9 protein-coding genes and 1 riboswitch are annotated in these 12,093 nt (G+C 72.4%); of the genes, 4 read left to right on the top strand and 5 right to left on the bottom strand.

What is annotated here, in order from left to right; translation table 11 throughout:
- Positions 1-6 precede the first annotated feature (6 nt).
- Positions 7-207: a hypothetical protein gene (locus ACIQD7_RS33520; protein ID WP_402446983.1), complete on the bottom strand. Its 201-nt coding sequence runs from the start codon at positions 205-207 to the stop codon at positions 7-9.
- Positions 208-488: 281 nt separating this feature from the next.
- Here ACIQD7_RS33520 and ACIQD7_RS33515 point away from each other — a divergent pair, with 281 nt between their 5' ends.
- Both ACIQD7_RS33515 and ACIQD7_RS33510 read left to right on the top strand, forming a co-directional pair.
- Positions 489-1,295: a carbon-nitrogen hydrolase family protein gene (locus tag ACIQD7_RS33515; RefSeq protein ID WP_402446980.1), complete on the top strand. Its 807-nt coding sequence runs from the start codon at positions 489-491 to the stop codon at positions 1,293-1,295.
- Between the two features lie 53 nt (positions 1,296-1,348).
- Positions 1,349-3,040 (top strand): NAD(P)/FAD-dependent oxidoreductase, encoded by a 1,692-nt coding sequence (locus ACIQD7_RS33510; protein ID WP_121828844.1) that lies wholly within the window; start codon positions 1,349-1,351, stop codon positions 3,038-3,040.
- A 94-nt stretch (positions 3,041-3,134) separates the two neighbouring features.
- On the opposite strand, the gene ACIQD7_RS33505 is transcribed toward ACIQD7_RS33510, so the two are convergent.
- From ACIQD7_RS33505 to ACIQD7_RS33495, 3 genes are all read right to left on the bottom strand, one after another.
- The gene (locus ACIQD7_RS33505) at positions 3,135-3,842 is read right to left on the bottom strand and encodes a DUF5995 family protein (protein WP_402446978.1); all 708 of its coding nucleotides are present in this window, start codon (positions 3,840-3,842) and stop codon (positions 3,135-3,137) included.
- 73 nt (positions 3,843-3,915) lie between these two features.
- Positions 3,916-5,310, bottom strand: a complete 1,395-nt coding sequence (locus ACIQD7_RS33500) for a uracil-xanthine permease family protein (RefSeq protein WP_121828842.1) — start codon at positions 5,308-5,310, stop codon at positions 3,916-3,918.
- Between the two features lie 123 nt (positions 5,311-5,433).
- A complete protein-coding gene (locus ACIQD7_RS33495; RefSeq protein WP_402446975.1) occupies positions 5,434-6,657 on the bottom strand; it encodes an MFS transporter in 1,224 nt (407 codons plus the stop codon).
- A gap of 177 nt (positions 6,658-6,834) precedes the next feature.
- Between ACIQD7_RS33495 and ACIQD7_RS33490 the strand changes: the two genes are divergently transcribed.
- Positions 6,835-7,959 (top strand): ROK family transcriptional regulator, encoded by a 1,125-nt coding sequence (locus tag ACIQD7_RS33490; protein WP_402446972.1) that lies wholly within the window; start codon positions 6,835-6,837, stop codon positions 7,957-7,959.
- 143 nt (positions 7,960-8,102) lie between these two features.
- Here the strand turns inward: ACIQD7_RS33490 and ACIQD7_RS33485 are convergent, their stop codons facing one another.
- A complete protein-coding gene (locus tag ACIQD7_RS33485) occupies positions 8,103-10,472 on the bottom strand; it encodes a chitinase C-terminal domain-containing protein (RefSeq protein ID WP_402446970.1) in 2,370 nt (789 codons plus the stop codon).
- 242 nt (positions 10,473-10,714) lie between these two features.
- Positions 10,715-10,844, top strand: a riboswitch (FMN riboswitch).
- 194 nt (positions 10,845-11,038) lie between these two features.
- Here ACIQD7_RS33485 and ribD point away from each other — a divergent pair.
- Complete coding sequence (gene ribD, locus ACIQD7_RS33480; RefSeq protein WP_121828874.1) at positions 11,039-12,091, top strand: bifunctional diaminohydroxyphosphoribosylaminopyrimidine deaminase/5-amino-6-(5-phosphoribosylamino)uracil reductase RibD; 1,053 nt, start codon at positions 11,039-11,041, stop codon at positions 12,089-12,091.
- Positions 12,092-12,093 lie beyond the last annotated feature (2 nt).

The following is a 12,093-nucleotide window of genomic DNA, read 5'->3' as shown; positions in this document are numbered from 1 at the left end:
CCGGGGTCACTCCGTCGGGTGGTCCAGGTGCCAGGGCAGCACCTTGAAGTCGCCAGTGCCGGCCCTCACCTTCTCGAAGGGGGCGGGGCTCATGCACGGCGGCAGCTCCGCGTCCCCCTCCTTGGCGATCCAGCTGTACCCCAACCGGTCGCGCTTCCCGTCGTCGTGCACCGAGATCCCGACCCGCTCGTTGTCGACCTCCGCCACCGCGTAGCCCCCTCGCCGTTCCTGTAGTGGCTGAACCGGAAGGTGCCGGTCAGCGCGGCCGCCTCCCGCCCGCCGTGCCGGGCGGCGGGGGAGTCGTACGACCACGGGCGGCAGCCGTACGACCACGGCGGGAGCCGTACGCAACGAATCGCCGCCCCGAGCGGGGATCGCGCAACGGTTCGACGGTCGGTCCGCAACGCTCCCGCCTTGTCCCGGCCGAGCCCGGAACCGTACCGTTTTTGACGTCTTCCCCCTGTACTCCGGACCCCCCGAGGATCGCCATGCCCGCGCTGCGCACCGCCCTGCTCCAGAGCTCCGGCGAGCTCGGCGACGTGGCCGCCAACCTCAAGATCCTCGACGAGGCCGCCGCCCGGGCCGCCGCCGCCGGAGCGGGCCTGCTGCTCGCCCCCGAGCTGTTCCTCACCGGCTACGCCATCGGCGCCGACATGGCCCGCCTGGCCGAACCGGCCGACGGCCCCTCCGCCCGCGCCGTCGCCGCCGTCGCCGTCCGTCACGGCCTGGCCGTCGGCTACGGCTACCCGGAGCGCAACACCGAGGAGCACGGCGTCCTCCACAACTCCGTGCGGCTCGTCGGCGCCGACGGCGTCCCGCTCGCGAACTACCGCAAGACCCACCTCTACGGCGCCTTCGAGAACCAGTGGTTCACGCCCGGCGACGACGGCGTCGTCCAGGCCGAGGTCGGCGGGCTCACCGTCGGCCTGATGATCTGTTACGACGTCGAGTTCCCCGAGAACGTCCGGGCGCAGGCCCTGGCCGGCACGGACCTCCTCCTCGTGCCGACCGCGCTCATGCACCCCGCCGAGGTCGTCGCGGAGTCCGTCGTCCCGGTGCGCGCCTTCGAGAACCAGCTCTACATCGCGTACGCCAACCGGACCGGCCCCGAGGGCGACTTCGAGTTCGTCGGCCTCTCCGTGCTCGCCGCCCCCGACGGCACCGCCCGGGCCCGCGCCGGAAGCGGCGAGGACCTCGTCGTCGGCGACGTCGACCCCGCCTTCCTGGCGGCCTCCCGCGAGCTGAACCCCTACCTCCGCGACCGGCGCCCGGACCTCTACGGCCCCCTGGTCTGAGCCCCTCCGCCCCCTGCCTCACCCTTCTTTTCCGTGCAAGGAGTCCGTACCCCATGACGTCCACGGTGCCCACCGCCGTCCAGCACACCGACGCGCAGCCGCCGATCACCATGTTCGGTCCGGACTTCCCGTACGCCTACGACGACTTCCTGGCCCACCCGGCCGGGCTCGGCCAGATACCGGCGACCGAGCACGGCACCGAGGTCGCGGTCATCGGCGGCGGCCTGTCCGGGATCATCGCCGCGTACGAGCTGATGAAGATGGGCCTCAAGCCCGTCGTCTACGAGGCCGACAAGATCGGCGGCCGGCTGCGGACCGTCGGCTTCGAGGGCTGCGACGACTCGCTGACCGCCGAGATGGGCGCCATGCGCTTCCCGCCCTCCTCCACCGCGCTCCAGCACTACATCGACCTGGTCGGCCTGGAGACCGTTCCCTTCCCGAACCCGCTCTCCGAGGCCACCCCGTCGACCGTGGTCGACCTCAAGGGTGAGTCGCACTACGCCGAGACCATCGACGACCTGCCGCAGGTCTACCGCGACGTCGCCGCCGCCTGGGGGAAGTGCCTGGAAGAGGGCGCCGACTTCTCCGACATGAACACCGCGATGCGCGAGCGGGACGTCCCGCGCATCCGCGAGATCTGGGCGCAGCTCGTCGAGAAGCTCGACAACCAGACCTTCTATGGCTTCCTCTGCGAGTCGGAGGCCTTCAAGTCCTTCCGGCACCGCGAGATCTTCGGCCAGGTCGGCTTCGGCACCGGCGGCTGGGACACCGACTTCCCCAACTCCATCCTGGAGATCCTCCGCGTCGTCTACACCGAGGCCGACGACCACCACCGCGGCATCGTCGGCGGCTCGCAGCAGCTGCCGCTGCGCCTCTGGGAGCGCGAGCCGGAGAAGATCGTCCACTGGGCGCAGGGCACCTCGCTCAGCTCCCTGCACGGGGGCGACCCGAAGCCGGCCGTGACCCGGCTGAACCGGACCGCCGGCAACCGGATCACGGTCACCGACGCCTCCGGCGACATCCGCACGTACCGGGCGGCAGTCTTCACCGCCCAGTCCTGGATGCTGCTGTCCAAGATCGCCTGCGACGACTCGCTCTTCCCGATCGACCACTGGACGGCGATCGAGCGCACCCACTACATGGAGTCGTCCAAGCTCTTCGTGCCGGTGGACCGGCCGTTCTGGCTGGACAAGGACGAGGAGACCGGGCGGGACGTCATGTCGATGACGCTGACCGACCGGATGACCCGCGGCACCTACCTCCTGGACGACGGTCCGGACAAGCCGGCCACGATCTGCCTCTCGTACACCTGGTGCGACGACAGCCTGAAGTGGCTGCCGCTGTCCGCGAACGAGCGGATGGAGGTCATGCTGAAGTCGCTCGGCGAGATCTACCCGAAGGTCGACATCCGGAAGCACATCATCGGCAACCCGGTGACGGTCTCCTGGGAGAACGAGCCCTACTTCATGGGCGCCTTCAAGGCGAACCTGCCGGGTCACTACCGCTACCAGCGGCGCCTGTTCACCCACTTCATGCAGGACCGGCTGCCCGAGGACAAGCGGGGCATCTTCCTCGCCGGCGACGACATCTCCTGGACGGCCGGCTGGGCCGAGGGCGCGGTGCAGACGGCGCTCAACGCGGTCTGGGGCGTGATGCACCACCTCGGCGGCTCCACCGACGCCACCAACCCCGGTCCGGGCGACGTCTACGACGAGATCGCCCCGGTCGAGCTGCCGGAGGACTGAGCCGTACGGTTCGGGGCCCGGCCGGGGAGGTTTGCGGCCGGGCCGGGGAGGTTCACAGCCCGGCCGGGGAGGTTCACAGCCCGGCCGGAGAGGTTCACGGCCGGGCCAGGGGCGTCAGCAGCATCCGCCCCACCAGGCCCACCGACCGGTCCAGGCGCTCGGTGAACTCCCCGGCCAGCTCGGGGAGCCCGCGCAGCTGCCAGAGCGAGCGCGCCGCCAGCCAGGCCCCGTCCCTGGCCCGGTCCAGGGACCAGCAGCCGAGCAGATGGGTGAGCGGGTCCGCGAGCTCCAGGAGGTCCGGGCCCGGCATCAGCTCCTCCCGGATGCGCTCCTCCAGGAGGACGAGGACGTCCCCGACCCGGTCGAACTCGTCCTCCAGGTCGGCGGGCGCGCACTCCAGGTCCCGGCAGGCGTCCACGACGGCGAGCGCCAGGTCGTGGCCGATGTGCGCGTTGATCCCGGCGAGCGCGAACTGCAGGGGGCGCACGCCGGGGTGGCGCCGGTAGTGGAAGAGGGGCCGCCAGCAGGCGGGCGCCGAGCCGCCGAGGGCGAGGGCGTCGACCGCCGCGAAGTACCGCTCGGCGAAGCGCACGTCGAGCGTGGCGGCGGCCCGCCGGTCCCCGAAGGCGCCCGCCTCGATGGCGTGGCCGATCTCCTCGGTGACGGTCAGGTAGACCCGGTTGAAGACGGCGACCCCGTCGGCCGGGTGCCAGGCCGAGCGGAGCGCCCGCATCCGGTCCACCACCGGGTCGACGGCCAGGAAGGGTCCGAGTTGCTGCCCGAGCTGCTGGGTCTGCGCCATGCGGGCAGGGTCCCAGCCGCCGGGCCCGCGGGGGAGCCTTCCGGGCCCGGCTTCCCCAGAACGGGCGAATCCCTCAGCTCTTCGCCCCGCCGTCCGTCCCGCTCTCGTACGAGCTGGTGCCGGAGTCCAGGAGCGGTTCCTGCTCCTTGAGGTGGGCCGGGGCGAAGGCCCGCAGCACGTGGTAGCCGGTGATGACGACGATCGTGCCGAGCGCGATGCCGCCCAGCTCGAAGGTGTCGGTGAAGGTCAGCTTCACGCCGCCGACGCCGATGATGATGCCGGCGGCGGCCGGGACCAGGTTCAGCGGGTTGCGCAGGTCGACCTTGGCGTTGATCCAGATCTGGGCACCGAGCAGGCCGATCATGCCGTACAGGATGACGGTGATGCCGCCGAGGACGCCGCCCGGGATGGCGGCGACGACCGCGCCGAACTTCGGGCAGAGGCCGAAGAGCAGCGCGAAGCCGGCCGCGGCCCAGTAGGCGGCGGTCGAGTAGACGCGGGTGGCGGCCATGACGCCGATGTTCTCGGAGTACGTGGTGTTCGGCGGGCCGCCCACGGCGGTCGACAACATCGAGGCGGCGCCGTCTGCGGCGATCGCGGTGCCGAGCTTGTCGTCCAGGTCGTCCCCGGTCATCTCGCCGACGGCCTTGACGTGTCCGGCGTTCTCGGCGATCAGGGCGATGACCACGGGCAGCGCGACCAGGATCGCGGACCACTCGAAACTGGGGCCGTGGAAGGAGGGCAGACCGATCCAGTCGGCCTGCGAGACGCCGGAGAGGTCGAGCCGCCAGTGGTCGGTGACCTGGCCGGACGGCGCCATCGAGTGGATCTTGCCGAAGGTCAGGTCGAGCACCCAGGACAGGGCGTAGCCGAAGACCAGGCCGAGGAAGATCGCGATCCGGGACCAGAAGCCGCGCAGACAGACCACGGCCAGGCCGGTGAACAGCATCACCAGGAGCGCCGTCCACTGGTCCTGCGGCCAGTACGTGGCCGCGGTGACCGGGGCCAGGTTGAAGCCGATCAGCATGACGACGGCGCCGGTCACGATCGGGGGCATCGCCGCGTGGATGATCCGCGCGCCGAACCTCCGGACCGCGAGGCCCGCCAGGAAGAGCACGGCGCCGACGACGAGGACCGCGCCGGTCACGGTGGCGCTGGTGCCGCCGGAGGCCCGGATGGCGGCGGCGACGCCGACGAAGGAGAGCGAGCAGCCCAGGTAGGACGGGACCGTGCCCCGGGTCGCCAGGAGGAAGATCGCGGTCGCGACGCCGGACATCATGATCGCGAGGTTCGGGTCGAGGCCCATGAGCACCGGCGCCACGAAGGACGCTCCGAACATCGCGACCACGTGCTGGGCGCCGAGTCCGACGGTCCTGGGCCAGGAGAGCCGCTCGTCCGGGCGGACGACGGCCCCCGGAGCGGGTGTTCTCCCGTCCCCGTGCAGGGTCCAGCGCACGCCGAGGTTCATGAGGTCGCTCCCGTTCTCCGGTTCCGGCGGTCGCGTCGTGACCGCAAAAGATCAGCCACATGGTATGCGCGACGACCGGCCGGGGACGCCCGGGAGGACGGCGTCCCCGGCCGGTGTCCGCCGTTACGCGGCCGGGCCCCCGCTCTTCGCCGGGACGCCGTCCGCCGGGGCCGCCGCCGGGCCCTTCCCGTCGGCGTTCCGGAGCACGCCCGCGCCCAGCACCAGACCGAACGCGAGCAGCGTGACCAGCGTGAACGAGAAGACGAGCGAGGTCGCGTCGGCGATGCCGCCGATCGCGGAGGGCGCGATGAGGCCCGAGGTGTACGTGATGGTGGCGACGCCCGCGATGGCCTGGCTGGGGTTCGGGCCGCTGCGCCCGGCCGCCGCGAAGGCCAGCGGGACGACGACCGCGATCCCGAGCCCGATCAGACCGAATCCGGCCAGGGCGACGGCGGCGTGCGGGGCGAGGACGACCATGAGCCCGCCGAGGGTGGCGACGACGCCCCCGACCCGTACCGTACGGACCGCGCCGAAGCGGTCCACCACCCGGTCGCCGACCAGCCGCGCCACGGCCATCGTCAGGGCGAAGGCGGTCGTGGAGGCGGCCGCGAGCCCGGCCGAGGTGCCCAGCTCGTCCCGGAGGTAGACGGCCGACCAGTCGAGGCTGGCGCCCTCCGCGAACACCCCGCAGAAGCCGACGGCGCCGATGACGAGCGCGGACTTCGGCGGCAGCGAGAAGCGCGGCGGAGCCTCCTCCTCCGGGGTGCTGCGCACGTCGAGGACGCCCTGGCAGAAGACCAGGCCGAGCGCGGTGAGGACGAGGGCCGCGATCAGGTGGTGGATCCGGGCGTCGGCGCCGAGGTGGGCGGCGACCGTGCCGGCGGCGGAGCCGATCAGGGCGCCGACGCTCCACATGCCGTGCAGGCTCGACATGATGGAGCGGCCGAGCCGGGTCTCGGTCTCGACGCCCAGCGCGTTCATCGCCACGTCGGACATGCCGGCGGTCGCGCCGTACATGAAGAGCGCCCCGCACAGGCCCCAGACGTTCGGGGCGAGCGAGGGCAGGATCAGGGAGAGCGTCCACAGGACGAGCAGGCCGCGCAGCGCGGTGCGGGCGCCGAAGCGGTGGGAGATCGCCCCGGCGAGCGGCATCGCGAGCGAGGCGCCGAGCGCGGGGAAGGCGAGCGCGAGCCCGAGCTGTCCGGCGCTCACGCCCGCGTGCTCCTGGATCCAGGGGATGCGGGTGGCGAAGCTGCCGGTGACCGCGCCGTGGACGCAGAAGACGGCGGCGACGGCGAAGCGCGCCCGCCGCAGGCGTTCGGTGGTGGTGACGGTCTCCGCCGCCATGGGCCCTCCCGGTGTCGTGATGTGCCGCCGTCGTGGCGTGCCGTTGCCGTGGTGCGTCGGTGTGGTGGTGTGCCGGTGCCGGCGTCGTGGTGCGTCGCGTAAACTATCAGGAACCCTGCCTGATAAATAGGCCACAGGGAGGATCCCCGGCACGGGACCGTCTGAGAGGATCGCCGCATGGCCGCATCCCCGAGCACCGCACGGGCCATCAACGACCGGCTCGCCCTGCGACTGCTCCAGGACGAGGGCCCGTTGACGGCCGCTCAGCTCAAGACGCTCACCGGACTCTCCCGTCCGACCGTCGCCGACCTCGTCGAGCGGCTCCGGAGCTCCGGACTCCTCCACGTCGTCGGCGAGGCCGGGGCCGAGCGCCGGGGCCCCAACGCCAAGCTGTACGGGATCGTCGCGGGCCGCGCCCACCTCGCCGCCCTCGACGTGCGCACCCGCTCGGTCTCCGTCGCCGTCGCCGACCTGCTGGGCACCACGCTCGCCGAGGCCTCCGCGCCCGTCGGCGACGACGGCGGCACCGGACCGGCGGTGGAGAGGGCCGTCGCCCTCCTGGAGCGGACCGTGAAGGAGGCCGGCGTCGACGCGCCGCACAGCGTCGCGGTCGGCGCCCCCGGGCTCATCGAGCCGGTCACCGGCGAGCTCCGCGACTCCACGGGGCTGCCCGCCTGGCACCGGCGGCTCGTCGCCGTCCTCCAGGAACGGCTCCCCGCGCGCGTGCTCGTGGAGAACGAGACCAACCTCGCCGCCCTCGCGGAGCTGCGCGAGGGCGCGGCCCGCGACCGCGAGGACTTCGTCCTGCTCTGGCTCGGCCAGGGCGTGGGCGCCGCCGTCGTCCTCGACGGGCGGCTGCGCCGGGGCGCCTCGGGCGGGGCGGGCGAGATCGGCTTCTTGCCGGTGCCGGGCACCGGCGGGCTCCCCTCGGCCACCGGCTGCGACGGCGGCTTCCACGAGCTGGCCTGCACCGCGGCCGTCGAGGCGCTCGCCCGGGAGCACGGGCTTGCCCCGGAGACCGCGCTCGCCTCCGGCCACGAGCCCTTCCTGGACGCCGTCGCCCGCCGTCTCGCCGTCGGCGCGGCGGCCGTGGCCTCGGTCCTCGACCCCGGCTGCGTGGTCCTGGGCGGCGAGACCGGCCACAGCGGCGGCGCGGCCCTGGCGGCCCGGGTGGAGGCGGAGCTCGCCGCCCTCTCGCCGCTGCGCACCGGGGTCCGGGCCACCGCGCTCGGTGACGCGGCCGTCCTGCGCGGCGCCCTCCTCATGGCCCGGGACGCGGCCCAGGAGGACCTGTTCCCGTAGGGGAGCGGTCCCGGGGGGCCGGGGAACGCCGCCGCGCCGCGCCCCGGACAGGGGGGCGCGGCGCGGAGGGTGCCCGGCGGCGGCAAGGGCCGTGAGTCTCCGCCGCCGGGGGTTCTCGGAAGGGTTCCTTCAGGAGGTGGGGATCAGCAGGCGCCGAGGTCCTTCCAGACGCCCCACTCGCCGGTCGTGCCCGGCGCCTCGTTCTGGGTCCACCACTGGGCCTTGTACTTGCGGCCGTTGTGGGAGACCTCGTTGCCCGCGTTGTAGATGGTGCCGGCCACGTACGCCGGGGCGGTGCAGCCGGTGGGCGGCGTCGTCGGAGGCGTGGTGGGCGGGGTCGTCGGCGGGGTGGTCGGAGGCGTCGTCGGCGGGGTGGTGGGCGGGGTGGTGCCCGTGCCCGGCTGCACGAGCGTCGTGCCGCGCGCCAGGTCGCCGGCGAGGGCGTACGTCGTGCCGTTGATGTTCACCGTCCAGTTGGAGGGGGTGGACACCGGCAGGTAGTAGTTGAACGACAGGTCGACCGTCGCGCCTGGGGCCAGCGTCTGCCAGGCCGGGAGCTTCAGGGCGACGCGGTGGAAGTCGCCCTTCAGACCGCCGACGTTGCCGCCGGTGTGGTCGCTGCTGATCACCTTGGTGCCGAAGCCCGACTGGTCGGAGGCGTTGGCCGGGGCCGCGGTGGAGTAGTCGAACTGGAACTCCGTGCCGCCGGGCAGCGTGGCCGTGGTGTTGTTGGTGATCTTCAGCTTGGGCGTGATCGGGTAGTTGGAGTCGCCCAGCTTGAACTCGGTGAAGTCCACCGCGATGTCGACCGCCTGCGCGGGCAGCGCCTTGTTGGACTTCTTGGCGCCGTACGGGGCGGCCGTCTTGAACTTGTCGTACATCAGCGAGGTGAGGGTGGAGCCCGCCTCGTACTGGCCCTTGGCCGCGTTCCAGCCGTAGTCGCCGGCCATCTCCCAGACCATGGTGCCGCCGATGCCGCGGTCGACCACGTAGTCCGCCTTCTTGGCCACCGACTGCTCGTCCTCGGTGGAGAGGAAGACCTTCTTCTGCGCGTTCCACAGCCAGGGCGCGACCAGGGTCGAGTCGTACTTGCGGGCGTACGTGCCGGTCAGCTGGGTGTTGGCGGGGAAGCCGTACTGGGTGACGTAGTCGCCGACGATCCCCTTCTCCAGGTTCTTGGCGTGCCACATCGGGTTGGAGCCCGCGGGGGACTCGACGCCGTTGTCGTCCTTGTCGTGCCAGAGGTTGTCGATGCCGACGGCGCCGTCACCGCACTTGGTCAGGCCGGAGCCCGCCGGGCAGGAGGACGCGGCGGCCTTGCCCCACAGGCCGTCCGTGCCGCCCTGCACGTTCTTGTGGCCGCGGGTGTAGTAGGGCAGGCCGATGTTGATGCGGCCGGCCGGCATGGAGCCGCGGAAGTAGTGGTACGCCCAGTCGGTGTTCAGGTAGCCGATGCCGCCGTACTGCGCGCTGCCGTAGACGTTCGCGGAGGCCAGCTCGGCGTCCTTGCCGTCGTCGAACAGGGAGGCGTTCGGGCCGACGTACTCGTTCCAGGCGCCGTGCAGGTCGTACGACATGATGTTGACGTAGTCCAGGTACTTCTGGACCTGGAAGGTCTCCATGCCGCGCAGCAGGTAGCCGGAGGAGGGGGCGGCGACGGTCAGCAGGTAGTGCTTGCCGTCGGCGGCGCCGGCCCGGTCCAGCTTCTCGCGCAGGGTCTTCATCAGGGCCGCGTAGCCCTTGTTGAGGCCCGCGCGGCGGGCGTTGGAGATCGGGAAGTCGGCCGGGTGCCCGGCGTCCTTCATCGACGTCGGGTACTCGTAGTCGATGTCGACGCCGTTGAAGCCGTACTTCTTGATGAAGTCCACGGCGGAGTCGGCGAAGGTGTTGATGCCCGCCTGGTTCACCGAGCCGTCCGCGTTGGTGGCCATCGTGTAGAAGCCGCCGGAGCCGACCCGCTTGCCGCTGTTGTCGAAGTAGCCGCCGGTCTCGGCCCAGCCGCCCACGGAGATGAGCGTCTTGACGTCCGGGTGCTGCTTCTTGAACTTGTTGAGCTGGTTGAAGTGCCCCTTGTAGGGGAACGCCGGGTCCATCTCGGCGCCCGCCACCCCGGGCCAGGTCATGCCGGTCGCCGCGTTGTTCGGGCCGTCGGTGCCCACGGACACCTTGTTGGCCGCGTCCACGTGCGCGAAGGCGTAGTTGATGTGGGTGATCTTGTCCCACGGGATGTCGTCGGCGAGGTAGGCGTCCTGGCCGTTCTTGCCGGTGCGCCAGCCGGTGAAGTAGCCGATGACCCGGCGCTGGTGGTCCGCGCCCATCTTCTCGCGGCCCTCGGCGTCGTAGACCGAGCAGTACGGGACGTCGACGCCGGGCGTCTTGTAGAGGCCGTCGGGGCGACAGGACTCGTTGTCGGCCGCGTACGAGACGCCGCCGGAGAGCGAGCTGAGCAGCAGTCCGGCGACGGCCGCGCCGGAAGCGAGCAGCGAGGCTCTCTTCGTCGTGGGGGACAACACGATCGATTCCTCCTGGGGAGGTGATGGAACACAACGAACAAGGGGGTGGGTCGTGTTGGGCCCGTGGAGTGCGCACCCCGACGGACCGTTACCTCGGAGGTGACACGGAGATTAAGAGGACTAGACCAGTGCGTCAATAGGTCTGGACCAAAGAAGGTGAATATGGGACCATGTGAGCCAGCCCACAGGCTCGTGGCCGCACCGTGTTCACCGGCCGTGGCACACTGGCCCTGTATCAGCAGCAGCGCACTCCGGGGTCGGTGTAATTCCGAACCGGCGGTATAGTCCGCGACCCGTCCGCAGCCAGCGGCCGGTTGACCAGGTGAGATTCCTGGACCGACGGTGAAAGTCCGGATGGGAGGCAGTGCGCGGCGGGTGACCCCTTCCGAGGGGTGTGCCGGCCGTACGTCCGACGTCCGCCGTTCTCCGGCGCACCGGACCCTCGGCCCCGGCGCACCCTGCGCGAGGCGTTCTTCCCGCTCCTCTGTCGTCCAGACAGGCCCCGGAGTCCGTGCCCGAAGAGGCAGGAGGACCCGGTGGACCGGCAGGCCGACGACACCACCGCCATGCGACGCGCCATCGGGCTCGCCGCCCGCGCGCTCGGCGCCACCAGCCCCAACCCCGTCGTCGGATGCGTCGTCACGGACGCCTCCGGCCACCGGGTCGGAGAGGGCTACCACCGGCGCGCCGGCGGCCCCCACGCCGAGGTCCACGCCCTGCGCGAGGCCGGCGTCCTCGCCCGCGGCGGCACCGCCTACGTCACCCTCGAACCCTGCGACCACACCGGCCGCACCGGACCCTGCTCCCAGGCCCTGATCGAGGCCGGGATCAGCCGCGTCGTCTACGCGGTCGGCGACCCGAACCCGCAGGCCACCGGCGGTGCCGACACCCTGCGCGCCGCCGGCGTCGAGGTCGAGAAGGGGCTCCTGGAGGCCGAGGCCGAGGCCGTCAACATCGCCTGGCTCTCCTCCGTGCGCAACGGCCGCCCCTTCGTCCGCTGGAAGTACGCCGCCACCCTCGACGGCCGGACCGCCGCCGCCGACGGCACCTCCCGCTGGATCACCTCCCCCGAGGCCCGCGCCGACGTCCACCGGCTGCGCGCCGAGGCCGACGCGGTCCTGGCCGGCGGCGGCACCCTGCGCGCCGACGACCCGCACCTCGCCGTCCGGGGCGTCGAGGGCGCGACCCAGCCGCTGCGGGTCGTCCTCGACGCCCGCGCCGAGATCCCGCCGACCGCCCGCGTCCTCGACGACGCCGCGCCCACCCTGGTCGTCGTCGGCGAGGACGCCGACGCCCGGCACCTGCCCGACGCCGAACTGCTCCGGCTGCCCCTGCGCGACGGCCGGATCGGCGTGCGCGACCTGCTCGACGCGCTCCACGCCCGGGGCGTCCGCTCCGTCCTCCTCGAAGGCGGCCCCACCCTCGCGGGCTCCTTCGTCGCCGCCGGCGCCGTCGACCAGGTCGTCGGCTACCTCGCCCCCGTCCTCCTCGGCGACGGCCCGCAGGCCCTCGCCGGAGCGGGAATCGGCACCATCGCCGAAGCGTTGCGGCTCGACATCACCGAGACCGTCCGCATCGGCCCCGACCTCCGCATCACCGCCACCCCCAAGGGAGCCTGACC

Source organism: Streptomyces sp. NPDC093071 (assembly GCF_044754545.1).
Taxonomy (GTDB): Bacteria; Actinomycetota; Actinomycetes; order Streptomycetales; family Streptomycetaceae; genus Streptomyces.
This window is presented reverse-complemented; position numbering and strand designations above follow the sequence as displayed.

What these genes read in the sequence shown, in the direction of transcription:
- ACIQD7_RS33500 (WP_121828842.1), bottom strand. Translation starts at nt 5,310, where the DNA reads ATGAACCTCGGCGTGCGCTGGACCCTGCACGGGGACGGGAGAACACCC.
- ACIQD7_RS33515 (WP_402446980.1), top strand. Translation starts at nt 489, where the DNA reads ATGCCCGCGCTGCGCACCGCCCTGCTCCAGAGCTCCGGCGAGCTCGGC.
- ACIQD7_RS33495 (WP_402446975.1), bottom strand. Translation starts at nt 6,657, where the DNA reads ATGGCGGCGGAGACCGTCACCACCACCGAACGCCTGCGGCGGGCGCGC.
- ACIQD7_RS33490 (WP_402446972.1), top strand. Translation starts at nt 6,835, where the DNA reads ATGGCCGCATCCCCGAGCACCGCACGGGCCATCAACGACCGGCTCGCC.
- ACIQD7_RS33510 (WP_121828844.1), top strand. Translation starts at nt 1,349, where the DNA reads ATGACGTCCACGGTGCCCACCGCCGTCCAGCACACCGACGCGCAGCCG.
- ACIQD7_RS33505 (WP_402446978.1), bottom strand. Translation starts at nt 3,842, where the DNA reads ATGGCGCAGACCCAGCAGCTCGGGCAGCAACTCGGACCCTTCCTGGCC.
- ribD (WP_121828874.1), top strand. Translation starts at nt 11,039, where the DNA reads ATGCGACGCGCCATCGGGCTCGCCGCCCGCGCGCTCGGCGCCACCAGC.